We start from the raw sequence: 23319 nt of genomic DNA on the forward strand, positions 1-23319 counted from the left end.
TCTGACGTTTGGTAAGGGGTTCCCTCGGCGATTCGAGTGCCGGTGGATGCCTGCCACGCTGGTCTGCGGCTTCGTGGGCATCTGATTAGGGGACTAAGGGTTTTGTCAGGGGGTTCAAAAAAAATGCCCGCCGTATTGGCGGGCATTGGTGACGATCCACTGGGATCAGCCGCGATGACGCAGCAATCTCAGACCGTTGAACACCACCAGCAGGCTGGCACCCATGTCGGCGAAGACCGCCATCCACAGGGTTCCTTCGCCGGCCAGGGTGAGGGCGAGGAACACCGCCTTGATGCCCAGCGCGAGGGTGATGTTCTGTATCAGCACGCGATGGGTCTGGCGCGACAGGCGTATGAAGGACGGCAGCTTGCGCAGGTCATCGTCCATCAGCGCGACGCCGGCTGTTTCGATGGCGGTATCGGTGCCCGCCGCGCCCATGGCAAAACCGATGTCGGCGCGGGCCAGGGCGGGAGCGTCGTTGATGCCGTCGCCGACCATGCCGACGCGCTGGCCACCTTCCTGGCGCTGCTTTACCTCGCGCAGCTTGTCCTCGGGCAGCAGGTTGCCCAGTGCTTCATCGATGCCCACCTGGGCGCCGATGGCGTTGGCGGTGTGCGGGTTGTCGCCGGTCAGCATCAGCGTCTTCACGCCCAGCGCGTGCAACTGGGCGATGGCTTCGCGGCTGGTCTCCTTGACGCCGTCGGCCACGGCGAACAGTGCCAGCGGGCCCTCGCTATCGAGCAGCACGATGACCGTCTTGCCCTGTTGTTCCAGGGCGTCGAGGCGCGCCTCCAGTTCCTGCGAGCACAGCTCCAGCTCCTCCACCAGGCGGTGGTTGCCCAGGTGGTAGGTTCGCCCGTCTATCTCGCCTTTCACGCCGCGGCCGGGCAGGGCAGTCAGCTCGCCGACGCTGTACAGCGCAATGTCGTCCGCCTCGGCAGCCTGTGCCACGGCGTGCGAGACCGGGTGGTCCGAACGCGCCGCAAGGCTGGCGGCCAGCGCGCGAACGTCGCCAGCGGTGGTTTCCCGCAGGGCGGTGAAATCGGTCTGGCGCGGGCGACCTTCGGTGAGCGTGCCGGTCTTGTCGAGGGCGATCCAGCTCAACGAACGACCCATTTCCAGGAACACCCCGCCCTTGATCAGGATACCCAGGCGAGCCGCCGCCGACAGGCCACTGACGATGGTCACCGGAGTAGAGATGACCAGGGCGCACGGGCAGGCGATCACCAGCAGCACCAATGCGCGGTAGACCCAGTCGAGCCAGGCGCCGCCGAAGAACAGCGGCGGCAGCAGCGCAGTGGCGATGGCGATGAGGAATACCGCCGGGGTGTAGATGCGCGAAAACTGGTCGACGAAGCGCTGGGTCGGCGCGCGCGAGCCCTGGGCTTCTTCCACCGCATGGATGATGCGTGCCAGGGTGCTGTCGTCGGCGACACGGGTGACGCGGTATTCGAGCGCGCTTTCACCGTTGATGGTGCCGGCGAACAGGGTGTCGCCGGCCTGTTTTTCCACCGGCAGGCTTTCACCGGTGATGGGCGCCTGGTTGACGCTGGAGCGGCCGTCGAGCACCTCGCCGTCCAGGGCGATGCGCTCGCCCGGGCGCACCCGCACGCGGGCATCGAGCGTCACTGTCTTGGCCGGCAGCTCCTGCCACTGGCCGTCGACCAGCACCGTGGCCTGCTCCGGGGCGAGTTGCAGGAGGCCGCGAATGGCGTTGCGTGCGCGGTCCAGCGATTTGGCCTCGATCAGCTCGGCGATGGCGAACAGCACGGCGACCATGGCCGCTTCCGGCCACTGGCCGATCAGCATGGCGCCGGTCACGGCGATGCTCATCAGGGCATTGATGTTGAGGTTGCGGTTCTTCAGGGCGATCCAGCCCTTGCGGTAGGTCGGCAGGCCGGCGCCAAGGATCGCCGCGATGGCCAGCACCGCCACCAGCCAGTGCGGGCCGATGGCGAACCACTCGAAGAACTCCGCACCCGCCGCCGCGACACCGGCCAGCGCCAGCGGCCACCAGGGTTTCTGCTGGGCGGGTTGTGCGGGCGCAGGAGCGTTTTCGTCCACGGGCTCGGCCTGCATGCCGAGTGAGGCCACCAGCTTCTGCAGCGGCTCGATGCTGTCGAAACGGTGCTGCACGCGCAGCAGGCGCTGCATCAGGTTGAAGTCGAGGTCCTCCACCGCCGGCACGCGGCCCAGTGCGTCGCGCAGCAGGCGTTCCTCGGTGGGGCAGTCCATGGCCTCGATGCGCAGGCTGGTCCAGCGCAGCTCGCCAGCCGCAGCTCCTGCCACGGCGCTTGCCGCTTGCGCGGGATCGATACGCTCATGCTGATGATCGTGATCGTGATCGTGATCGTGATCGTGATCGTGATCGTGATCGTGATCGTGGGCATGGTCGTGAGCGTGCGGGGCAGGTTCGGCGGCCGGAGCGCGCAGCAGCGCGCCTTTGTCGCAGCCGCAGCAGCCGGCGGCTTCCTGTTCGCGGTGCTGATCCTGGATTGGAGCGGGACCGTGGATGATCGGGCCCTGGCGATTGGCAGTCATGTCATCCGTTCCTGTTTGACGAGTTGCTGCTGATTGCACACCCTGTAGCAACTACAGAGTCAAGCACCTGCTGGCGAGGAGTCGAAAATGAAGATCGGTGAACTGGCGAAACTGACCGGCTGCCCAGTGGAAACCATCCGCTATTACGAGCGCGAAGGCCTGCTGCCCGCGCCGTCGCGCAGCGAGGGCAACTACCGCCAGTACGACGCCAGCCACGTCGAGCGGCTGTCGTTCATCCGCCATTGCCGTTCGCTGGACATGACCCAGGAGGAAATCCGCATCCTCCTTGGCCTGCGCGACCGCCCCGAGTCTGACTGCGGTACCGCCAATCGGCTGATCGACGAGCACCTGCACCACGTCGAGGTGCGCATCGCCGAACTGCAGTCGCTCAGCCAGCAATTGCGCGACCTGCGCGCGCAGTGCCAGGGCGAGGGCAGCAGCGTGGATTGCGGCATCTTGCGCGAGCTGGAACAGCCGGCGGAGCCTTCGGTGATTCCCGATGCGTGCGCCGAGGCGGGGCATTTGCATGTGCCAGGCGTGCATGGCCGGCATTGATCGTATTGTCGGGCTCGAGAATTCGTAGGGCGGATAACGCGTCAGCGTTATCCGCCATTGAGCGCCGGCTGGCGCATAACCTGTCCCGGGGCATGCGCCCTACTGGGCCAATTTGTTGATCCGAGGCCATGCGTAGGAACGGACAGTTGGCACCGCTTTTATGTAGGAGCGAGGGGGACGCCTAGTTCTTCCTCGCGAACCCGCCCAGCGCTGGAGCTGCCGGCAGGCCTGTTCCCGAGCAAGCTCGCTCCAACAAATAGAATCCAGCACCCCGGAAAACTCCAGGGCGCTGGGTTTCAGGAGTGCTCCGCCTCCGTCAGCTCATGCAGGTACTTGCGTGACAGCGCCAGGAAGCGCGGCGTTGGGCCGGTGTCCTCGTAGATCGGGTCGCCCTGTTCGTCCTGGGCCACCACCTTGTTTCCCTGCACGTAGGGGAAGCTCGCCTCCAGCTCCTCCAGCGCCGCGCTGACCAGTTCCCCCAGCAGTTCCTCGACGCTGCGCTTGGGGTACATGTCGTGCAGCGCGGCCAGACGCGCGGCGGTCTCGACGTCCAGCGGAATGCTGTACTGGTGGTTGGTCATGCGCCCCCTGGCGTTCTGTTCCCAATGGCGTACCAGCTCGCGGATCTTCATATTCACCTCTAGGGTCGTTACGTGGCGGTCGGCCCTCGTGAGGCCGCCGCAGGTTTTCCCGACGATGGGGATAACTTTCAGCCTAGACGTTGTCCGAGCATGACTGCGGGCGTTCGTCGAGCGCTTGTCAGCCGCCACACCTGGCGGCACTGTGAAACTCTCAGCGTGGCCCTTCCCAATGGGCGCTCTCACTCCAAGGAGACCGCGATGCCGGATATCGATGCGCGCCTGCGCGAGGACGTTCACCTGCTTGGCGAACTGCTCGGGCAGACCATCCGCGCCCAGTACGGGCAGGGCTTCCTCGACAAGATCGAGCTGATCCGCACTGGTGCCAAGGCCGCGCGGCGAGGCTCGGCCGAAGGCGCCAAGCAGCTCACCGCGGCCCTCGACGGCCTGGGCGAGGACGAACTGCTGCCGGTGGCGCGCGCCTTCAACCAGTTCCTCAACCTGGCCAACATCGCCGAGCAGTACCACCGCATTCGTCGCCGCACGCCGAAGGAGCCGGAGCCCTTCGAGAACCGCGTGCTGACAGAATTGCTGGGGCGCCTGCGCAAGTCCGGCCTGGGTGCCGAAGGCCTGGCGCGGCAGGTGGCGGAGCTGGAGATCGAACTGGTGCTCACCGCGCACCCCACCGAAGTGGCGCGCCGCACGCTGATCCAGAAGTACGACGCCATCGCCGGCCAACTGGCCGCTGGTGACCACAGCGACCTGTTGCCCGAAGAGCGCCAGGCGGTGCAGGAGAAACTCCAGCGCCTGATCGCCGAGGCCTGGCACACTGACGAAATCCGCCGCACCCGGCCGACCCCGGTGGACGAGGCGAAATGGGGCTTCGCGGTGATCGAACACTCCCTCTGGCACGCGCTGCCGGACTTCCTCCGGCATGTCGATCGCACCCTGCAGGAAACCCTCGGCGAACGCCTGCCGCTGGAGTCAGCGCCGATCCGCTTCGCCTCCTGGATGGGCGGCGACCGCGACGGCAACCCCAATGTCACCGCCGCCATCACCCGCGAGGTCCTGCTGCTGGCGCGCTGGATGGCCGCCGATCTCTACCTGCGCGACGTGGACAGCCTGGCTGCTGATCTATCCATGCAGCAGGCCAGCGAAGAACTGCGCGCCGAAGTGGGTGAGCTTGCCGAGCCCTACCGCGCGTTGCTCAAGCAACTGCGCGAACGTCTGCGTGCCACCCGTGCGTGGGCCGAGCGGGCCATCCATACCGGCGAAGATCCCGGCAGCGAGGTGCTGCAAGACAATCGAGAGCTGCTTGAACCACTGCAACTCTGCCACCGCTCGCTGCACGATTGCGGCATGGGCGTGATCGCCGATGGCGCCTTGCTCGATACCCTGCGCCGCGCCGCCACCTTCGGCCTGTTCCTGGCCCGGCTGGACGTGCGCCAGGATTCCACGCGCCACGCCAGGGCGATGAGCGAGATCACCGACTACCTCGGGCTGGGCAACTACGCCGAGTGGGACGAAAGCGTGCGCCAGGAATTCCTCCTGGAAGAGCTCGCCAGCCGTCGCCCGCTGCTGCCGGCGAACTACGAACCTTCCCTCGAGACCGCCGAAGTACTCGCCACCTGCCGCGTGGTGGCGCAGGCGCCGGCAGCGTCGCTGGGCTCCTACGTCATCTCCATGGCCGGCCAGCCGTCCGACGTGCTCGCCGTGCAATTGCTGCTCAAGGAATGCGGCCTAGAGCGGCCGATGCGCGTCGTGCCGCTGTTCGAGACGCTGGATGATCTCGACAACGCCGGCCCCTGCATCGACCGCCTGCTCAGCCTCGACAGCTACCGCACCCGCCTGGCCGGGCCGCAGGAAGTGATGATCGGCTACTCCGACTCGGCCAAGGATGCCGGTACCCTGGCGGCGGCCTGGGCGCAGTACCGCGCGCAGGAGGCGCTGGTGGACATCTGCCGCAACCATGGTATCGAGCTGCTGCTGTTCCATGGCCGTGGCGGCACCGTCGGCCGTGGCGGCGGCCCGGCCCACGCGGCGATCCTCTCGCAGCCGCCGGGCTCGGTGGCCGGGCGCTTCCGCACCACCGAGCAGGGCGAGATGATTCGCTTCAAGTTCGGCCTGCCGGATATCGCCGAGCAGAACCTCAACCTTTATCTCGCCGCGGTGCTGGAAGCCACCCTGCAGCCGCCGCCGGTGCCAGAGCCGGCCTGGCGCGAGGAGATGGATCGCCTGGCCGCCGATGGCGTGCTCGCTTACCGTGCGGTGGTGCGGGAGAACCCGCAGTTCGTCGACTACTTCCGCGAGGCCACGCCGGAGCAGGAGCTGGGCCGCCTGCCGCTGGGCAGCCGCCCGGCCAAACGACGCGAGGGCGGGGTGGAAAGCCTGCGGGCGATCCCCTGGATCTTCGCCTGGACCCAGACGCGCCTGATGCTGCCGGCCTGGCTGGGTTGGGAAGACGCGTTGTTCAAGGCCATCGAGCGTGGCGAGGGCGCGCTATTGTCCCGTATGCGCAAGGAGTGGCCGTTCTTCACCACCCGCATCGACATGCTGGAGATGGTGCTGGCCAAGGCTGACCGGGAAATTGCCCAACTCTACGACGAGCGCCTGGTGCAATCGGAACTGCGACCATTAGGTGCGCATTTACGCGACCTATTGTCGCAGTCGGTGCGCGTGGTGCTGGGCCTGACCGGGCAGTCCCAGCTGCTCGCTCACGCCGCCGAGACGCGCGAATCCATTGGTGTGCGCAATACCTACCTGGACCCGCTGCACCTGCTCCAGGCCGAGCTGCTGGCCCGCTCGCGACGCTGCACCGGCGATGCCTGCGGCGGTCTGGAGCAGGCCATGCTGGTGACGGTCGCCGGGATCGCCGCGGGGCTGCGCAATACCGGTTGAGGGCACATCACCCCCCACCAAAGGTGGATTGCCGAGCCGGCAAATGAGATTAATTTGATGGCTGTTCCAGGTGCCATCAAGCGCCCGGGACCGGCTCGCGCAGTCCCCATGGCCGGCTTGTCTGGCAGGGGACCGCTGTGTATCGTGAGCAACCTTTCGGCGCATGTCTGCGCCATTCCAGCACGATGAGATTGGCCCCAAGAGGCGGATCCGTGATTTCGCTTAACAAGTATTAAGGAGCATATCGATGCGTGTGATTCTGCTCGGGGCGCCCGGTGCCGGCAAAGGTACCCAGGCTCGCTTCATCACTGAGAAGTTCGGCATTCCGCAGATCTCCACCGGCGACATGCTGCGTGCGGCGGTCAAGGCCGGCACCGAACTGGGCCTGCAGGCCAAGAGCGTGATGGACGCCGGTGGTCTGGTCTCCGATGACCTGATCATCAACCTGGTCAAGGAACGTATCGCCCAGCCCGACTGCGCCAACGGCTTCCTGTTCGATGGCTTCCCGCGCACCATTCCCCAGGCCGAGGCCATGAAGGAAGCGGGCGTCACCATCGACAACGTCGTCGAGATCGCCGTTGAAGACGAAGAAATCGTCAGCCGCATCGCCGGCCGCCGTGTGCATGCCGCTTCCGGCCGCGTCTACCACGTCGAGCACAACCCGCCGAAGGTTGCCGGCAAGGACGATGAGACCGGTGAAGAGCTGATCCAGCGCGAAGACGACAAGGAAGCCACCGTGCGTCACCGCCTGTCGGTCTATCACTCGCAGACCAAGCCGCTGGTCGATTTCTACCAGAAGCTGGCCGCCGCCCAAGGCACCCCGAAGTACACCCGCGTCGAGGGTGTCGGCTCGGTAGAGCAGATCACCACCAAGGTGCTCGCCGCTCTGAGCTGATCGCTCCCGCGTCTGCCAAAGGCCCGCACATGCGGGCCTTTGGCGTTTATAATGCCCGCCCGTTTTTTATCGACTAATGGAAAGCACCATGCCCTCGCTGCTGGCCCTGGATACCTCGACCGAAGCCTGTTCCGTCGCCCTGCTGCATGACGGCCGCCGGTTCGTGCGCCATGAGGTGATCCCGCGCCTGCACGCCCAGCGCCTGTTGCCCATGGTGCAGGACATCCTCGGCGAGGCCGGCATCGCGCTGTCCGCCGTCGACGCCATCGCCTTCGGCCGCGGCCCCGGCGCCTTCACCGGTGTGCGTATCGCCATCGGCGTAGTCCAGGGCCTGGCGTTCGCCCTGCAGAAGCCGGTGCTGCCGATCTCCGACCTGGCGGTATTGGCCCAGCGTGCGCACCGCGAGCACGGCGCCGCCCAGGTTGCCGCTGCCATCGATGCGCGCATGGATGAGGTGTACTGGGGTTGCTACCGCGTGGAGCAGGGCGAGATGCGTCTGGCCGGCGCCGAGGCGGTGCTGCCGCCCGAGCGCGTCGAGCTGCCGCGCGATGCCCAGGGCGAGTGGTTCGGCTCCGGCACCGGCTGGGGCTTCGAGGAGCGCCTGGCGGTGAAGGTTGCCGCCTGCGATGCCAGCCTGTTGCCGCACGCCGAAGACCTGCTGACCCTGGCCGAATTCGCCTGGGCGCGGGGCGAGTCGGTTGACGCAGAGCACGCGCAGCCCGTCTACCTGCGGGACAACGTGGCGACACCCAAGAAAGCCTGACCTGTGCCAATTGACCGCAGCCTGGAGCGCTCGCTAGAGTGAGCGCATTCCCACCGAGTTTCTGACATGCGTATCGACGGTTTCACTTCCATATCCCAGACGCCTGAGCGCGGTTCCCGGACGGGCACTGCGGTCACGCCGTATCGGGATGTGCAGAGTGACGTCGAAGCCCGCCGCGACCAACCCGCGCCGACCTCGGCGAGCCAGGGGCTGGACTCGCAGCCGCAGACCCGCCGCGTCGAATCCTCCAGCGCCAGCAGCTACGGCGTGCCGGCGACCCTGCGAGACATCGAGTACCAGCGCCCGCTGAGCTCCCGTGCTGCCCAGGCGCTGGCCAGCTACACCAGCACCGCCAGCATGGCCGGCCAGTACGAAGGCCAGGAAGTCCTCGGTCTCGACCTCTACGCCTGATTCGATGTCGCTGCCGTATTTCCTCGGATGTCCATCCTGGAACGAGCCTGCCTGGCGCGGCACCTTCTATCCCGCTGACCTGCGTCCCGCCGATACCCTGGGCTTCTACTCCCAGGTGTTCAACGCCGTGGAAGGCAACACCACTTTCTACGCCCGCCCCAACGCCGATACCCTCGCGCGTTGGGCGCAGACCATGCCGGAGACGTTCCGCTTCTGCGCCAAGCTGCCCCGCGATATCAGCCACGAGGGCGACCTGCGCGGCCAGTTGGAGAACACGCGGGATTTCCTCGATCTGCTGAAGCCGTTGGGTAAGCGCGTCGCGCCGCTGTGGCTGCAGGTGTCGGCCAGTTTCGGACCGGATCGGCTGGGCGAGCTGGCGGCCTGGCTCGACGCCTTCGCCGAGCGTCGCCTTGCCGTCGAGGTGCGACACCCGGCGTTCTTTGCCAAGGGCGAGGAGGAGCGGGCGCTCAACCGGCTGCTGCTGGATCGTGGTGTAGAACGTATCTGCCTGGACTCGCGGGCGCTGTTTGCCTGCCGGTCTGACGACCCTGACGTGCTGCACGCACAGTCGAAGAAGCCCAAGGTACCGGTGCGCCCGGCGGCCTTCAGCGACAGCCCGCAGGTGCGCTTCATCGGTGGGCCGGACCTGGACGCCAATCTCGTTCACCTGGCGCCCTGGGTCGGCAAGGTGGCCGAGTGGATCGAGCAGGGCCTGACGCCCTACGTTTTCCTCCACACGCCGGACAACCACCGCGCCGCCGAACAGGCGCAGCGCTTCCATGCCTTGCTGCGCGAGCGCCTTCCAGGTTTGCCGGCGCTGTTCGAGCCGAAGCCGGAAGTGGAGCAGCTCGGCCTGCTCTGACACCCCAACTGTGCATGGCGGCGAGCGGGCGAGGGGGCTAACCTGCTCCTTCCCGTTCGGCAAGGAGACAGCCATGACCCATCAACAACAACGCGGCGAAGCCTTCCGTGCGCTGCACCAGCGCGAGGGCCTGTTCGTCCTGCCCAACCCCTGGGATGCCGGCTCGGCGAAGATGCTTGCCCATCTGGGGTTCGAAGCCCTCGCGACCACCAGCGCCGGGCTGGCTTTCGCGCTGGGACGCCGCGACGCCGAAGGCGCCGTCAGTCGCGACGAAGCCCTGGCCAATGCGCGGCAGATCATCGAGGCGACGCCATTGCCGGTTGCCGCCGATCTGGAGAATGGCTACGGCGATACGCCTGACGATTGCGCCGAGACTATCCGCCTGGCTGCCGCCTGCGGGCTGGTCGGCGGCTCCATCGAAGACGCCACCGGCCGCCCGGACACACCCATCTATCCGCTGGAGTTGGCGGTCGAGCGCATCACCGCCGCCGTGCAGGCGGCCCGGGCCCTGCCTTTCACGTTCACCCTGGCGGCGCGGGCGGAGAACTTCCTGCATGGCCGTGCCGACCTGGACGACACCATCCGCCGCTTGGTGGCCTTCGCCGAAGCCGGTGCCGACGTGCTCTACGCGCCGGGCCTGAAGACTCGCGAGGAAATCGCTGCCGTGGTAAGCGCCGTGGCACCGCGACCGGTCAACGTGCTGGTGGGCTCGCCCGCCGTGCAACTTGGCCTGGAGGAGCTGGCAGCGTTGGGGGTGAAGCGCGTCAGCGTCGGTTCGACCCTGGCACGCGCGGCTTACGGCGCCTTCTTCAGTAGCGCCGAAGCGCTGGCCAAGGGCGACCTCAAGCCGATGCACAACGCCATGCCCTTCGACCGCATCAACGGACTCTTCCGGGGCTGACGCTTGCGCTGGTGGCTGCTCGCTTTCGTCCTCGCCTGCGCGGGGTTCGCGTTATCGGTGCAGCAGCAGTGGCTGAGCGTGCCAGCTCGCTGGAATCCTTGGGCACCGCTGGATGTGCGCGATGAGCCCAACCTGCTGACCCGCTACAAGCTCTGGCGACTGCGTGACGAACTCGACCTGTGCCGCCTGGCGTTGCAGAGTTCTGATCTCAAGGCGCAGCCGATGGCCGACAGCGAGCCGGTCGCCGGTTGCCCGTTGCAGAACGTCTGGCGCGTGCAGGCCGCCGAGGTAAAGCTGAGCAGCAGCTTCCTCGCCAGTTGCCCGCTGGCGGTGAGCTTCGCGCTGTTCGAGCGGCACTCGCTGCAACCGGCTGCAAGGGCCGTCTACGGCCAGCCGGTGGTTGGCGTGGAGCACCTGGGCAGCTTTGCCTGCCGCAACATCTACGGGCGCGCCGATGCCCGCCGCAGCCAGCACGCGAGTGCCAACGCGCTGGACATTGCCGCCTTCCGCCTCGCCGACGGCCGGCGCATCGTCGTGGCCAGGGACTGGTCGGGGGAGGGCGATGCCGCTCGCTTCCTGCGTGCCGTGCGCGACGGCGCCTGCAGCAACTTCGACGCCGTGCTGGGACCGGACTACAACCGCGCCCACCATGACCATTTCCACCTCGACCTGGGCGGCTGGCAGATCTGCCGTTGAGCCCGCCGGCTGCGCGCTGCGGTAGAATCGCGGTTTTTTCCAGGATCGCCCCGCCATGACCGACGTCCTCACTCCGCCGCGCATCGTCGTCCAGGCCCTGGCGCCTGCCTGGCAGGCGTCCGCCGAGCAGTGGGCGCAGCGGCTCGGGCTGCCGATGGGCGAGGGGGATGCGGACTTCGCTCTGCAACTGGGCGATGACGGCCTGCAATTGCTGCAACTGGGGCCGGACTCGCCCGGCCCGGTGCGGGTGGACTTCCTCGAAGGCGCCACTGCTCACCGCCGCCAGTTCGGCGGCGGCGCCGGGCAGATGATCGCCAAGGCCGTGGGTATCCAGCAGGGCGTGCGTCCCCATGTGCTGGATGCCACCGCCGGCCTGGGCAAGGACGCCTTCGTGCTGGCGACCCTGGGCTGCGAGATGCACCTGACCGAGCGCCAACCGATCATCGCCGCACTACTGGAAGACGGCCTGGCCCGTGCGGCGGGGGATTTCGAGGTGGGCGCCATCGTCGCGCGCATGCGCCTGCTGCAGGGCAATGCGATCGAGCGCATGGCCGCCTGGGAAGGCGAGGCGCCGCAGGTGATCTACCTCGACCCGATGTTCCCGCACCGCGACAAGAGCGCGCTGGTGAAGAAGGAAATGCGCCTGTTCCGCCCGCTGGTGGGCGATGACCTGGACGCGCCGGCGCTGCTGGATGCGGCGCTGAAGCTGGCCAGCCACCGGGTGGTGGTCAAGCGCCCGCGTAAAGCGCCGATCATCGAGGGGCAGAAGCCCAGCTACAGCCTGGAAGGCAAGTCCAGCCGCTATGACATCTATCCGCTGAAGAGCCTCAAGGGCTGACGGCCAATTTGCGGGTCTGCTCGTGGCTGATAATGCCTCGTGCGATCCAGCCCTCACCCTAACCCTGGCTACGCGCCCTGCTCCTGAGGGAGAGGGGACCGATCGATGCAGGATGAAACGGTGGCGTCAGCCGGTACGGCCTGCTCCCTCTCCCTCAGGAGCGGGGGGCTGGGGTGAGGGAAGTCCGTTACACCGGCGGTGCGGGCCAGTCTGCGGGGGCTGATGCTCTTGTAGGAGCGAGCTTGCTCGCGACCCCGCCTAACGCCGAACTCGCCGGGAAGTCCTGTTCGCGAGCAAGCTCGCTTCTTCCCTAGGCACTCCGGCGTGAGTCAGGGCCTGAAAGCCTTGAGGAACAGCGCCACCACTTCCTGCGCGTGAGCCTCGGACTCCTCCTCGGTCGGCGGCTCCACGCAACCGATCATCAGGCGGAAGTGCACGCAGCCCTGCACCAGCATCAGGAAGTGCTCGGCGGCCCGGCGCGGGCTCTCCATCGCCAGTTTTCCCTGCTGGCGAGCCTGCTCCAGCAGGCGCTCCATCTGGTCCAGCACGCGTTGCGGGCCGGCGTCGAAGAACAGCTGTGACAGATGCGGGTTCTGCCCGCCCTGGGCAATCATCAGCCGGCTCAGCGCAATGGCCTCGGGGCTGTTGATCAACTGATTGAAGCCGCGCGCCAGGTTCAGCAGCAGGCTTTCCAGCGGCGCATCGGCCGATGGCTCTGCAAACAGCTCTGGCAGGTTCTCCGCACACTTGGCCTGCACGGCTTCGACGAATAGCGTCTCCTTGTCCGTGAAGTGGCTGTACACGGTGAGCTTGGACACCCCGGCCTCGGCGGCGATGGCCTCCATGCTGCTGCCGTCGTAGCCATGGCGGACGAACAGCTCCTTGGCGGCCTCGAGAATGGCTTGGCGCTTGGCGGGGTCCTTGGGGCGACCCGGGCCGTTCGATGAGTTCGATGGCGACATGATTTTACATTTCTAATACTGGACTGATGGGTTCTGTATTTTTACTATACCGGGGAGTATAAGAATTCCAACCGCGTTTTGCGAAAGGTCACACATCATGTTCCGCCATGCTCTGTCTGTCGCGCTGCCTGCTGCCTTCATCCTTTCCCTTTCTGCCTGCGGTAATGGCGAGCCTCCCAAGCCCGCTGTGCGTCCGGCCATTGTGGTACAGCCGCTGCCGGCGCGTGACATCACCGAAGCCTATCCCGGCGAAGTCCATGCCCGCCACGAGCCGGAGTTGGCGTTCCGCATTGGTGGCAAGGTCAGCAAGCGCCTGGTGGAAACCGGCGAGCGGGTAAAGAAGGACCAGCCGCTGGCGGAACTCGATCCTGAAGACGTTCGTCTGCAGCTCGAAGCCACCCGTGCGCAGGTGGCGGCAGCCGAAGCCAACCTGCAGACCGTCCGCTCCGAATACACGCGCTACAAGACCCTGCTGGAGCGTCAGCTGGTCAGCCAGTCGCAGTTCGACAACATCGAGAACACCTACCGCGCCGGCGAAGCGCGCGTGAAGCAGATTCGCGCCGAATACGACGTGGCCAGCAACCAGGCTGGCTACGCGGTATTGCGCTCGCCCCAGGACGGCGTGATCGCCACGCGCCGTGTGGAGGTGGGGCAGGTGGTCGCCGCCGGGCAGACTGTCTTCACCCTGGCCGCCGATGGCGACCGCGAAGTACTGATCAGCTTCCCCGAACATGCCTTCGAGCGCTTCCGCGTTGGTGAAGCAGTGAGCGTCGAGCTCTGGTCGCAGCGTGACAAGCGCTTCAGCGGCAAGATTCGCGAACTGTCGCCGGCGGCCGATCCGCAATCGCGCACCTTTGCAGCGCGCGTTGCCTTCGACGATCCGAAAGTGCCCGCCGAACTGGGCCAGAGCGCCCGCGTCTACGTCCATGCCGAGGGCGCCGTGCCGCTGGCGGTGCCACTGGCCGCGCTGACCTCGGAGGCAGGCCAGCCATTTGTCTGGGTGGTCGATCCGAAGACTTCCACCCTGCACCGTCGCCCGGTGCGCGTCGGTCCCTACGCCGAAGACCGTGTGCCGGTGCTCGAAGGTTTGAAGGATGGCGACTGGGTGGTGGCAGCCGGTGTCCAGGTGCTGCGTGAAGGGCAGGAGGTACGGCCTGTCGACCGGGAGAACCGGTCGATCAAGCTGGTGGCGAAGGAGTAACGCCCGATGCAATTCAACCTTTCCGCCTGGGCGCTGCAGAACCGCTCCATCGTCCTGTACCTCATGCTGCTGCTGGGCATAGTCGGTGCGCTGTCCTACACCAAGCTCGGGCAGAGCGAAGACCCGCCATTCACCTTCAAGGCCATGGTGGTGAAGACCAACTGGCCTGGCGCGACCGCCGAGGAAGTCTCGCGCCAGGTCACCGAGCGCATCGAGAAGAAGCTGATGGAGACCGGCGACTTCGACCGCATCATCTCCTTCTCGCGGCCCGGTGAATCCCAGGTGACCTTCGTCGCCCGCGAGGATTTCCACTCCCGCGACATTCCCGAGCTCTGGTACCAGATCCGCAAGAAGGTCAGCGACATCCGCTACACCCTGCCGCAGGGCATCCAGGGGCCGTTCTTCAACGATGAGTTCGGCACCACCTTCGGCAATATCTACGCGCTGTCGGGCAAGGGCTTCGACTACGCGGTGCTCAAGGACTATGCCGACCGCCTGCAGCTGCAACTGCAGCGCATCAAGGACGTCGGCAAGGTCGAACTGGTCGGCCTGCAGGACGAGAAGATCTGGATCGACCTGTCCAACACCAAGCTCGCCACCCTCGGCCTGCCGCTGGCGGCGGTGCAGAAGGCGCTGGAAGAACAGAACGCGGTGACTGCCACCGGCTTCTTCGAGACGGCCACTGACCGGGTGCAACTGCGCGTGTCCGGGCGCTTCGATTCGGTGGAGGACATCCGCTCCTTCCCGATCCGCGTCGGCGACCGCACCTTCCGCATCGGCGATGTGGCCGAGGTGCACCGCGGTTTCAACGACCCGCCCGCGCCGCGTATGCGCTTCATGGGCGAGGATGCCATTGGCATCGCCGTGGCCATGAAGGACGGCGGCGACATCCTGGTGCTGGGCAAGAAGCTCGACTCGGAATTCGAACGCCTGCAGCAGACGCTGCCGGCAGGCATGGAGCTGCGCAAGGTGTCCGACCAGCCGGCAGCGGTGCGCGAAGGCGTCGGCGAGTTCGTCCGCGTGCTGGCTGAGGCGCTGATCATCGTGCTGCTGGTAAGCTTCTTCTCCCTCGGCCTGCGCACCGGCCTGGTGGTGGCGCTATCGATCCCGCTGGTGCTGGCGATGACCTTCGCCTGCATGTACTACTTCGGCATCGGCCTGCACAAGATTTCCCTCGGCGCGCTGGTGCTGGCGCTGGGCCTGCTGGTGGACGACGCGATCATCGCCGTGGAGATGATGGCGGTGAAGATGGAGCAGGGCTACGACCGGCTCAAGGCGGCGAGTTACGCCTGGACCAGTACGGCCTTCCCGATGCTCACCGGCACGCTGGTGACCGCTGCCGGTTTCCTGCCGATCGCCACCGCGCAATCGGGCACCGGCGAGTACACCCGCTCGCTGTTCCAGGTGGTGACCATCGCGCTGCTGGTGTCGTGGATCGCCGCCGTGGTCTTCGTGCCCTACCTGGGCGAGAAGTTGCTGCCCGATCTCGCCAAGCGCCACGCGGAAAAACACGGTGGCAGTGACAAGGGTCACGACCCGTATTCGACACCCTTCTACCAGCGCTTCCGCCGCGTGGTGGAATGGTGCGTGCGCTACCGCAAGACGGTGATCCTGCTGACCGTGGCCGCCTTCATCGGCTCGATCATGCTGTTCCGCCTGGTGCCGCAGCAGTTCTTCCCGCCGTCGGCACGCCTGGAATTGCTGGTGGACCTGAAACTGGCCGAGGGCGATTCGCTCACCGCCACCACCGAGCAGGTCAATCGCCTGGAGAAAATGCTCGCCGAGCATTCGGGCATCGACAACTACGTGGCCTATGTCGGCACCGGTTCGCCGCGCTTCTACCTGCCGCTGGACCAGCAACTGCCGGCGGCGAGCTTTGCGCAGTTCGTGGTCCTGGCGAAGAGCCTGGAGTCGCGCGAGGAAATCCGCCAGTGGCTGATCAAGCACATGAACGAGGACTTCCCGACTCTGCGCACGCGCATCAGCCGCCTGGAGAACGGTCCTCCGGTGGGCTACCCGGTGCAGTTCCGCGTCTCCGGCGAGCACATCCCGGAAGTCCGCGAGCTGGCGCGCAAGGTCGCCGACAAGATGCGCGAGAACCCTCATGTGGTGAACGTGCACCTGGACTGGGAGGAGCCAAGCAAGGCGATCTTCCTCGACATCGACCAGGAGCGCGCCCGCGCCCTGGGCGTGAGCACCTCGGATATCTCGCAGTTCCTGCAGAGCTCGCTGACCGGTTCCACCGTCAGCTACTACCGCGAGGACAACGAGCTGATCGAGATCCTCCTGCGCGGCGACGAGCGCGGCCGGCATGACCTCTCGCAGCTGCCCAGCCTGTCGATGCAGACCAGCAGCGGCCGCAGCGTGGCACTGTCGCAAGTGGCGACGCTGGAATACGGCTTCGAAGAAGGCATCATCTGGCGGCGCAACCGCCTGCCGACTGTGACCGTGCGCGCCGACATCTACGACGACTCGTTGCCGGCGACGCTGGTGAAGCAGATCTCACCGACGCTTGACCCGATCCGTGCCGAATTGCCGGACGGCTATTTGCTGCAGGTCGGGGGCACCGTGGAAGACTCGGCCAAGGGCCAGGATTCGGTGAACGCCGGCGTACCGCTGTTCATCGTGGTGGTTCTCAGCCTGCTGATGATCCAGCTGCGCAGCTTCTCGCGGATGATCATGGTGTTCCTCACCGCGCCGCTGGGCCTGATCGGCGTAACCCTGTTCCTGCTGGTGTTCCAGAAGCCCTTCGGCTTCGTCGCCATGCTCGGCACCATCGCCCTGGCGGGGATGATCATGCGCAACTCGGTGATCCTCGTGGACCAGATCGAGCAGGATCGCGCCCATGGCATGGATACCTGGCACGCCATCATCGAAGCCACGGTGCGGCGTTTCCGCCCCATCGTGCTGACCGCCCTGGCGGCGGTGCTGGCAATGATCCCGCTGTCGCGCAGTGTGTTCTTCGGCCCGATGGCGGTGGCGATCATGGGTGGCCTGATCGTCGCCACGGCGCTGACGCTGCTGTTCCTGCCGGCGCTGTATGCGGCGTGGTTCAGGGTGAAGAAGGAAGCCTGACGAAGGCATGGGGCAGTGTGAGTAACTGCGTGCAGGGCGGATAACGCGCCAGCGTTGTCCGCCCTACGGTGCTTCGGCTTTCTGTAGGAGCGAGCTTGCTCGCGAACTGGCTTCCCAGCGACTCCGGCGTTGAACGGGTTCGCGAGCAAGGACTGGGCGTCCCCCCTCGTTCCTACAGACAGACTCCACTCATCGAACCTCGGCGTAGGGCGAATAACGCGCAGCGTTATCCGCCGTCTGGCTGCTCGAAACGAATCGTCCGACATACGCGAACCTTTCTACCTGTCACCCTCATGACCTTTTCCTGAAGCCGATTCCCAGACACGGATCGTTCCGTAAGGTGCTTGGTCATCGTTCAGGAACCGCCTGACTCATCAATGGCGTTGCGGTCCTACAAGCCTGCTGCTTAGCGTTCTCTCCGCCACGGAACAGCCGTGGTCAGGTGTGGAAACCTGTAGTGCTCCAGCTATCGCCATAGCAGGGATGGCCCGGCCTTTCGTAGGCCGGGCCAACTCTGGCTGTCTATGGCGGACCGTGTGAGGCGGGCTTCGGCCCGACCGGTCTATAGCTGTAGCACCCGGTTTTCCACCCTTGCACGGTCCGCCTCCCTTTTCCCGGGGGCGGCTCTTTCGCTGTATGAGGAGAGACCGCATGAACCCTTCCAAGCTGTTCCCAGCTGACAAAGGCCTGAGCTTCCAAACCTTTCAGCGCTTCGACCGCACCCTGCGTGGCCTGATGATCGACCGCCAGGCCTGGTTCTCCACCCGCGACCTGGCCCGCCTGACCAACTCCGACGTAAGCGGCCGAACCACCCGCAAGCTCGATCCCGACCAGTACCGCTGGGAGCACCTGCTCGGTGGCAGCGAGGACGAACTGTTGGTCAGCGAAAGCGGCCTCTACACACTGCTGCTGGTCTACTTCTACCACCCGGAAAACCGCAACCTGCGCCAGTGGCTGAGCAACGAAGTCGTGCCGACCCTGCGCGATGCCCAACTGCCAACGGGCTATGGTCCTCGTCAGGCTGTGCGCGAGGTACAGGGCTACCCGCTGACCGTACTTGAGTGGCAAGGCAGCGTATGGCTACGCCTCGGCGACGCTGGCCGCTTACTGGAGCGCGGCAGCTTCTCGTAGGATGGCGTGGAGCGCAGCGATACCCATCGCTCGCAGCACCTGCAGGAGTGGTCTATGCCCGCAGTTTGCGCCCAGGGTGCGCTCCTGCAGGGTGGCTCGCGTGACACCAATCTGTAGGCATGAAAAAGCCCGGCATTGGCCGGGCTTTCACTTACCTGTAGGAGCGAGGGGGACGCCCAGTCCTTGCTCGCGAACGCTCTTGGCGCCCGCGGCACACGTCTGCTCAGAGCACTCCAAATACTTTCTTCGCCAGGCCAGTAGCGGCGGCCGTCGGGTTCTGGCGAATGGTCTTCTCCTGCTCGGCGATGAGCTTGAACAGGCCGTCCAGTGCTTCCTCGGTCACGTAGTTCTCGATGTTCGCACTCTTCGCATCGACCACGCCGAAGGCGGCGGCCTGGCTGGCGAAAGCGTTGTACTGCTTGGCTACGCCCACCTGGTCGGTGGCCTGCTTGATGATCGGCAGGAACTTCGCGCGCAGTTGCTCGCGGCTGCTGCGGTTCAGGTAGTCCGTCGCCGAGTGCTCGCCACCCTGCAGAATGCCCTTGGCATCGGTCACGCTCATCTTCTTCACTGCATCCACCAGCAGCGCCTGGGCCTGCGGCATGGCGGCTTCGGCGGCCTTGTTCATGCTCGCTTCGAGCTGGTCGACCTGGGCGCCCATGCCGAACTGCTTCATGGTCTTGGCGGCCTTGCCCAGTTTGCCGGGCAGCTCGATGCGCACGGCCGGGTCGTTGCTGAAGCCGCCGGGCTGGCTGAGTTGCTTCACGGCCACCTGCGCACCCTGAGTCAGCGCATCCTTCAGGCCGCCGGTGGCGTCGCTCTGGCTGAGGTCGGAAAGGGACAGGGCGAAGGCATTGACGGACAGCAGGGCGCCGGCCAGCAGAACGGGGAATCGCAGCATCGATACTTCCTTGAGCGAAACACGGCGGCCGGGGCGGCCCCGTGGTGGAGAATGGAGGGGGGAGATTAACGGAGGAAGGCCGCCGGGGAAAACCCGGCGGCGCGGTGAATCAGCGCACGGGGTCGACGCGGACTCTCAGTGGTTGCGGGTCGTTACCGTCGAGTTTGACGCTGTGGCGCTCGGTCGTAATGAAGAGCAGACGGCCGTTGTCCTCGATGCGAGCACTGACGGCGTAACTGTGGCCCGGCTTGACCTGACTACGGTCGTAGTCGAGGTGGAACGGCAGTGGCATCTGGCGACCGGATTCCAGTTGCTGCCGGGCCAGTTCGGTGGCGGGCGCGTCGGCCAGGGAAACGTCCTGCAGGCTGACAGTCACCTGGGCTGTCGGCGGTAGAGCAATGCGCTGCAGGTAGAAGACTTCGCCGTCCAGCGACGCCTTGTCTCCGGAAGGAGTGGAGCTGCACGCGGCGAGCAGGCCGGTCATCAGTAGCAGAGGTAGGGTTTTCATAAGGGAACTCTCCTTGGATCCAGGGCGCGTCAGACCATTGTGGGTGACTTTGGTTTCCGCGCCATGATCCGGGAGAGCTTCGAGTTATTTCACGATGCGTCCGAACAAGTTCTGGAACATCACTGGGTCACGCCCTTCGGTGAGGTCGTAGAGCGAGTAATAATGGTTGAGGCGAGCGCCACCGTCGCGGGTCAGCGGGTCCCAGGAAAGATTGGCTCGGCGCATGGTCGAGCTGCTCATCAGCTCGTCGAAGGGGATCGAGACGTAGAGACCCTTGTCGAAACTGCCTTCGCCGTAGGCATCCTTGCTGGCCGTGGTGAGGGTAACCCAGGCGCCAAAACGCACGCCGTTGCGGAACTGCCGAGAGAGATCGAGCGTGCTGCCCCAGTCGCGAGCCAGGTAACGACCAGCGCTGACCTGGGCGAGGATGTCTTCGAAGCCGGTTTGCCAGTAGAGCGTGACGAAGCCCGTCGCAGTCTGGTAATCGCGCAGGCCGAAGTGCTGATCAAAATCGCGTTGGCGGACCAGGTCCAGATTGGCACCTACGGCCCAGGCTTCGTTCATCGGGCGATAGAGCAGTTCGCCACCAATGCCGGCGTACATGCTTTCCAGGTAACCGCCATAAACCATGCCGTAGAGGTCCTGGTCCAGTCGTGCGGTCTTGTTCAGCTGGAAGGTGGGCAACATGACACTGGAGGTAGTCATGTACTGACGGATGTCGGTGCGTACCCGTGGCAGGTTGCTCGGCGCGTCGTAGGTGAAGTCGTCGTAGTTGTTGATCAGATTGGCGCTGAGCAGTCCGTTCCACCACAGGCTCGGAGTGAATCGATACTCGCTGTCGAGATCGGCGGTGAACTGGTACAGCAGGAAATTATCGGGGCCACCGATGCTCTGGTTGTAGCCCAGGCCTAGGTTGTAGCTGAACGGGGCGGGCTTCTGCTGATAAACCAGTTCTTCCTGTTGCGGTAACGGCGCGCTCTGCTCAGTTGTGCGGCGGAGGTCTTCCAGTGGCCGTTCCTGGTTTGCGACGTCGCGGAATACCCGGCGCGGCACGCTGGTTTCTACTACAGGCTGGCCGTAGCGTGTATCGACAATAGTGAACCACTGGACATCGTCACCGGTGCTGTTGTCGAGAATGCGCGCAGTGCGCCCGACGGCTTCGGGCGGGTACAGATAGCGGGTCTGTTCGCCGTAGAGCACGACTTCGCTGTCCTTGTGGGTGACGCGGTTTACCTTGTACCCGGCGTTCTCTTCTACGCGCCGGGAAACCTCTGCCCAGTCCACAGCATCGGGCTGGCGCTCGGTCGCTTTCTGCTGCAGTGGTTCCGGAGCCGGGTCGTTGACCTTTGCGGGCGCCGTGCGGCTGGCGAAGTTGGTGTGCAGGGTGATGCCGAACATGGCGGTATTGCCGCGCTCGAAGGCTGCATGCAGGTCGATGGAGTCGCTGGCCTTGAACACAATGCCGATGTTGAACGGCGAGTTCTGCTTCTGGTTGTTGTTCTGCGGCTCATGCTGATAATCGTTGCCGTCATACTCGAGCTTGATCGACAACGGCTCCCACGGTGTTTGCCAGTTGATACCGCCGAAGGGAGACGGGTGGCCACGGAAGTAGCTGTTGGAGCTTAGCTCGCCGGTGCCTTCCGTTTGGGGGCGTGTATTGAACCTGTCGTCGACCCAGCCGAGCGGGTTGTCCAGCTCGCCCCGATTGCCGATGTAGCCCCAGGCCAGACCAAGGCTGAAATCGAGGTCGCCCACGCGCTTGTTGCCAACAAAATACTCGCTTGAGAACAGCCCGGTACCGCCGATATCGCGACCGCCCAGCGCAATTTCGGGTACCCAGCGCGATTCCTGCAACAGGCGGAATTTGACGTCAAAGGCCTTGTCCTTGTAGCTCTGGTTGCCGCTCAGATCATCAGGCCCATACTTGCGGTTGCTGATCGAGGTATAGCGGAAGGTACCCTCCAACCAGTCGAAGGGCTGCAGCGAGAAGCTATAGCGCGAGTAGGGATCGGTGCGATTGGCGTTGATGCTGATTTCCCCCGCAGGCGCCATGCGCGCGGTTGGGGTCTGCAGCAGGCCGACGCCGCCAAAATCGTTCTGGGTGTAGCGTGGGTCGGCGGCCGCTAGGCTGGCACTGGCCAGCAGCAGACAGAGACTGTGGCGAGGCTTCATGGTGTTTCCGCCGGCAGGGGTTGGGTGGCCAGGAAGTCGGCCAGTTCGCGGTTCAAATCTGGTGCGCTGTCCTTGACCTCCTGGGCATCCAGCGGCACCAGTAGCACGGCACCGGGCGCAGGAGGTGCCGCTTGCTCCTCGCGGTTCCATAGGGCAATCCCAAGCCGGGTAACCTGGCCGTCAGGCTGGATCTGATAGAGGTAATCCGGGTCCGCGTCATCGAGTACGGAGCACTGCGGCACATAGCGATAGGCAGGTTGCAGCGGTACGAAGGGCAGTTCGCAGTCGTTCGAGACTGCGCCGATGATCCGCACGGTGGCCGGCCGTGGCGGGAGGATCAGGCGATCGCCGCCCTGGAGCTTTGGCGAGTGTTCGGCGTTGAGCTCTACTTGCAGCGGATCGAGGTGGTAGGTCCGTCGACCGGTGACGGGCAGGGCTATCACCTGCTCGCTGAGCCGCCGGGCGGTGTTCGCCAGACCGGGCTTGTCCTGCAGCCGTGCAAGGTGTTGCACCTGGCTCAGGTCGAACAGGACGCCAGCCTTCAGCCGGCGTTGCTCCTGCATCAGGCTTTGACGTTGCCAGGACGCGCCTAGCCAATAGCTCTGGGGATTGACCTGAAGTTGTTGCAGCAGCACACCTAGACGAAGGCCTTCATCGATTTCCCGGACTCCCGGGGAGGGCAACTCGCCAAGTACCTCGATCCGTGTTGCCGCATGGGCGGTTGTGCAGGCAGCGAAGCTGGCCGCGAGCAGGGCAAGCCGAATGATCTTCATGGCTGGCTCCGGAGCGGGCGCAACTGGGTAATGGTGACGTTGAGGCTGGGAGTGACCTGCTGGCGGCTTTGCAGGATGAAGCCGTCGTTCGGGTCGACCCAATAGCTGTTGGTGGCTGCCATGCCCTTGATCGGCGCGCTCAGGCGCTCATCAATTCGCAGTAGCCGGTGGTCCTGATCGAGGATGTGTACGGTTTCGAGGCCGACGCGACGCAGCCTGCCCGTGAGTGGAACATCCAGCAGGTAACCGGGCCCGAGATCGATCCAGCGCTGGCTTGCCTGGCCTTCGGCGAGATGTTGTAGCCCTTTGACGAAGGGTGAGCCCGGCGCGAGGCGCGTTCCCAGCAAGTCGTCCGGGAAACCCAGTGTGCGCACCACCACGCCATCCTGCAGGAGCAGCAACTGGCGCGACGAAGCCTGCCAATACTGCAGGTCGCCTTGTGTGCGTACCAGCGCCATCACCGCCGAGCCGTACTGGGTGGTGATCTCGATCTGGTAGTAGGGGAGAGAATTGACTTGAGCGCGTGTCAGCTCAAGCGGAGCGGGGCTGCTGAAGCTGGCGCTCAGAGTGCTCAGCGAGGCCTGCATCAGTGGATTGCAGGCGGACAAGGCGCAGGCGAGCACCACCAACGCGAGCAAGCGATAGGCATTCATGGAGT

21 protein-coding genes are annotated in these 23319 nt (G+C 65.4%); 13 read left to right on the top strand and 8 right to left on the bottom strand.

Annotated elements, in window-relative coordinates; all coding sequences use genetic code 11:
• Positions 1-165: 165 nt before the first annotated feature.
• Positions 166-2235, bottom strand: coding sequence for a heavy metal translocating P-type ATPase (locus RS899_RS03750; protein ID WP_139092918.1), 2070 nt, complete (start codon positions 2233-2235; stop codon positions 166-168).
• An 87-nt stretch (positions 2236-2322) separates the two neighbouring features.
• Here RS899_RS03750 and RS899_RS03755 point away from each other — a divergent pair, with 87 nt between their 5' ends.
• Both RS899_RS03755 and cadR read left to right on the top strand, forming a co-directional pair.
• Complete coding sequence (locus tag RS899_RS03755) at positions 2323-2574, top strand: hypothetical protein (protein WP_315809125.1); 252 nt, start codon at positions 2323-2325, stop codon at positions 2572-2574.
• 54 nt (positions 2575-2628) lie between these two features.
• Positions 2629-3096: a Cd(II)/Pb(II)-responsive transcriptional regulator gene (gene cadR / locus RS899_RS03760; RefSeq protein ID WP_024765664.1), complete on the top strand. Its 468-nt coding sequence runs from the start codon at positions 2629-2631 to the stop codon at positions 3094-3096.
• A 296-nt stretch (positions 3097-3392) separates the two neighbouring features.
• On the opposite strand, the gene RS899_RS03765 is transcribed toward cadR, so the two are convergent.
• A complete protein-coding gene (locus tag RS899_RS03765; RefSeq protein WP_169942789.1) occupies positions 3393-3728 on the bottom strand; it encodes a pilin assembly protein in 336 nt (111 codons plus the stop codon).
• Positions 3729-3935: 207 nt separating this feature from the next.
• On the opposite strand from RS899_RS03765, the gene ppc reads away from it, so the two are divergent.
• The 8 genes from ppc to RS899_RS03805 all read left to right on the top strand — a co-directional run bounded on the left by ppc (position 3936) and on the right by RS899_RS03805 (position 11938).
• Entirely contained in the window at positions 3936-6572 is a 2637-nt protein-coding gene (gene ppc, locus RS899_RS03770; RefSeq protein WP_315809126.1) for a phosphoenolpyruvate carboxylase, read from the top strand.
• Between the two features lie 247 nt (positions 6573-6819).
• On the top strand, positions 6820-7467 hold the full coding sequence (gene adk, locus RS899_RS03775; RefSeq protein WP_024765662.1) for an adenylate kinase: 648 nt from the start codon (positions 6820-6822) through the stop codon (positions 7465-7467).
• Positions 7468-7555: 88 nt separating this feature from the next.
• On the top strand, positions 7556-8230 hold the full coding sequence (gene tsaB, locus RS899_RS03780) for a tRNA (adenosine(37)-N6)-threonylcarbamoyltransferase complex dimerization subunit type 1 TsaB (RefSeq protein WP_315809127.1): 675 nt from the start codon (positions 7556-7558) through the stop codon (positions 8228-8230).
• A gap of 66 nt (positions 8231-8296) precedes the next feature.
• Positions 8297-8641 carry a hypothetical protein gene (locus RS899_RS03785; protein ID WP_024765660.1) on the top strand — a complete coding sequence of 115 codons (345 nt, stop codon included), beginning with the start codon at positions 8297-8299 and terminating at the stop codon, positions 8639-8641.
• A gap of 4 nt (positions 8642-8645) precedes the next feature.
• Positions 8646-9503: a DUF72 domain-containing protein gene (locus RS899_RS03790; RefSeq protein ID WP_315809128.1), complete on the top strand. Its 858-nt coding sequence runs from the start codon at positions 8646-8648 to the stop codon at positions 9501-9503.
• A gap of 73 nt (positions 9504-9576) precedes the next feature.
• The gene (locus tag RS899_RS03795; RefSeq protein WP_233298194.1) at positions 9577-10404 is read left to right on the top strand and encodes an isocitrate lyase/PEP mutase family protein; all 828 of its coding nucleotides are present in this window, start codon (positions 9577-9579) and stop codon (positions 10402-10404) included.
• Positions 10405-10407: 3 nt separating this feature from the next.
• Positions 10408-11100, top strand: coding sequence for an extensin family protein (locus RS899_RS03800; protein WP_240964836.1), 693 nt, complete (start codon positions 10408-10410; stop codon positions 11098-11100).
• Positions 11101-11155: 55 nt separating this feature from the next.
• Positions 11156-11938 carry a class I SAM-dependent methyltransferase gene (locus RS899_RS03805; protein WP_315809129.1) on the top strand — a complete coding sequence of 261 codons (783 nt, stop codon included), beginning with the start codon at positions 11156-11158 and terminating at the stop codon, positions 11936-11938.
• Between the two features lie 329 nt (positions 11939-12267).
• Here RS899_RS03805 and RS899_RS03810 read toward each other — a convergent pair whose 3' ends face one another.
• Positions 12268-12900: a TetR/AcrR family transcriptional regulator gene (locus RS899_RS03810; RefSeq protein WP_315809130.1), complete on the bottom strand. Its 633-nt coding sequence runs from the start codon at positions 12898-12900 to the stop codon at positions 12268-12270.
• A 97-nt stretch (positions 12901-12997) separates the two neighbouring features.
• Here RS899_RS03810 and RS899_RS03815 point away from each other — a divergent pair, with 97 nt between their 5' ends.
• From RS899_RS03815 to RS899_RS03825, 3 genes are all read left to right on the top strand, one after another.
• On the top strand, positions 12998-14101 hold the full coding sequence (locus RS899_RS03815) for an efflux RND transporter periplasmic adaptor subunit (RefSeq protein WP_054908289.1): 1104 nt from the start codon (positions 12998-13000) through the stop codon (positions 14099-14101).
• 6 nt (positions 14102-14107) lie between these two features.
• Positions 14108-17176, top strand: coding sequence for an efflux RND transporter permease subunit (locus tag RS899_RS03820; RefSeq protein WP_169940996.1), 3069 nt, complete (start codon positions 14108-14110; stop codon positions 17174-17176).
• Positions 17177-17827: 651 nt separating this feature from the next.
• The gene (locus RS899_RS03825) at positions 17828-18307 is read left to right on the top strand and encodes a Bro-N domain-containing protein (protein ID WP_315809131.1); all 480 of its coding nucleotides are present in this window, start codon (positions 17828-17830) and stop codon (positions 18305-18307) included.
• Between the two features lie 223 nt (positions 18308-18530).
• Here RS899_RS03825 and RS899_RS03830 read toward each other — a convergent pair whose 3' ends face one another.
• The 5 genes from RS899_RS03830 to RS899_RS03850 form a co-directional block, all read right to left on the bottom strand.
• Complete coding sequence (locus RS899_RS03830) at positions 18531-19208, bottom strand: DUF4197 domain-containing protein (RefSeq protein WP_315809132.1); 678 nt, start codon at positions 19206-19208, stop codon at positions 18531-18533.
• A 109-nt stretch (positions 19209-19317) separates the two neighbouring features.
• Positions 19318-19716, bottom strand: a complete 399-nt coding sequence (locus RS899_RS03835; protein WP_315809133.1) for a YbaY family lipoprotein — start codon at positions 19714-19716, stop codon at positions 19318-19320.
• Between the two features lie 84 nt (positions 19717-19800).
• Positions 19801-21888, bottom strand: a complete 2088-nt coding sequence (locus RS899_RS03840; protein ID WP_315809134.1) for a YjbH domain-containing protein — start codon at positions 21886-21888, stop codon at positions 19801-19803.
• A complete protein-coding gene (locus tag RS899_RS03845) occupies positions 21885-22661 on the bottom strand; it encodes a capsule biosynthesis GfcC family protein (RefSeq protein WP_315809135.1) in 777 nt (258 codons plus the stop codon). Before RS899_RS03845 ends, RS899_RS03840 begins: the two co-directional genes overlap by 4 nt.
• Positions 22658-23314, bottom strand: a complete 657-nt coding sequence (locus RS899_RS03850; RefSeq protein ID WP_315809136.1) for a YjbF family lipoprotein — start codon at positions 23312-23314, stop codon at positions 22658-22660. Before RS899_RS03850 ends, RS899_RS03845 begins: the two co-directional genes overlap by 4 nt.
• Between the last annotated feature and the right edge of the window lie 5 nt (positions 23315-23319).

This window comes from Pseudomonas sp. C9-3 (genome assembly GCF_032392015.1).
GTDB lineage: Bacteria > Pseudomonadota > Gammaproteobacteria > Pseudomonadales > Pseudomonadaceae > Pseudomonas > Pseudomonas nitroreducens.

Coding starts and splice junctions, on each gene's coding strand:
- RS899_RS03750 (WP_139092918.1), bottom strand. CDS start 2,235: ATGGACTGCCCCACCGAGGAACGCCTGCTGCGCGACGCACTGGGCCGC.
- RS899_RS03755 (WP_315809125.1), top strand. CDS start 2,323: ATGCTGATGATCGTGATCGTGATCGTGATCGTGATCGTGATCGTGATC.
- cadR (WP_024765664.1), top strand. CDS start 2,629: ATGAAGATCGGTGAACTGGCGAAACTGACCGGCTGCCCAGTGGAAACC.
- RS899_RS03765 (WP_169942789.1), bottom strand. CDS start 3,728: ATGAAGATCCGCGAGCTGGTACGCCATTGGGAACAGAACGCCAGGGGG.
- ppc (WP_315809126.1), top strand. CDS start 3,936: ATGCCGGATATCGATGCGCGCCTGCGCGAGGACGTTCACCTGCTTGGC.
- adk (WP_024765662.1), top strand. CDS start 6,820: ATGCGTGTGATTCTGCTCGGGGCGCCCGGTGCCGGCAAAGGTACCCAG.
- tsaB (WP_315809127.1), top strand. CDS start 7,556: ATGCCCTCGCTGCTGGCCCTGGATACCTCGACCGAAGCCTGTTCCGTC.
- RS899_RS03785 (WP_024765660.1), top strand. CDS start 8,297: ATGCGTATCGACGGTTTCACTTCCATATCCCAGACGCCTGAGCGCGGT.
- RS899_RS03790 (WP_315809128.1), top strand. CDS start 8,646: ATGTCGCTGCCGTATTTCCTCGGATGTCCATCCTGGAACGAGCCTGCC.
- RS899_RS03795 (WP_233298194.1), top strand. CDS start 9,577: ATGACCCATCAACAACAACGCGGCGAAGCCTTCCGTGCGCTGCACCAG.
- RS899_RS03805 (WP_315809129.1), top strand. CDS start 11,156: ATGACCGACGTCCTCACTCCGCCGCGCATCGTCGTCCAGGCCCTGGCG.
- RS899_RS03810 (WP_315809130.1), bottom strand. CDS start 12,900: ATGTCGCCATCGAACTCATCGAACGGCCCGGGTCGCCCCAAGGACCCC.
- RS899_RS03815 (WP_054908289.1), top strand. CDS start 12,998: ATGTTCCGCCATGCTCTGTCTGTCGCGCTGCCTGCTGCCTTCATCCTT.
- RS899_RS03820 (WP_169940996.1), top strand. CDS start 14,108: ATGCAATTCAACCTTTCCGCCTGGGCGCTGCAGAACCGCTCCATCGTC.
- RS899_RS03825 (WP_315809131.1), top strand. CDS start 17,828: ATGAACCCTTCCAAGCTGTTCCCAGCTGACAAAGGCCTGAGCTTCCAA.
- RS899_RS03830 (WP_315809132.1), bottom strand. CDS start 19,208: ATGCTGCGATTCCCCGTTCTGCTGGCCGGCGCCCTGCTGTCCGTCAAT.
- RS899_RS03835 (WP_315809133.1), bottom strand. CDS start 19,716: ATGAAAACCCTACCTCTGCTACTGATGACCGGCCTGCTCGCCGCGTGC.
- RS899_RS03840 (WP_315809134.1), bottom strand. CDS start 21,888: ATGAAGCCTCGCCACAGTCTCTGTCTGCTGCTGGCCAGTGCCAGCCTA.
- RS899_RS03845 (WP_315809135.1), bottom strand. CDS start 22,661: ATGAAGATCATTCGGCTTGCCCTGCTCGCGGCCAGCTTCGCTGCCTGC.
- RS899_RS03850 (WP_315809136.1), bottom strand. CDS start 23,314: ATGAATGCCTATCGCTTGCTCGCGTTGGTGGTGCTCGCCTGCGCCTTG.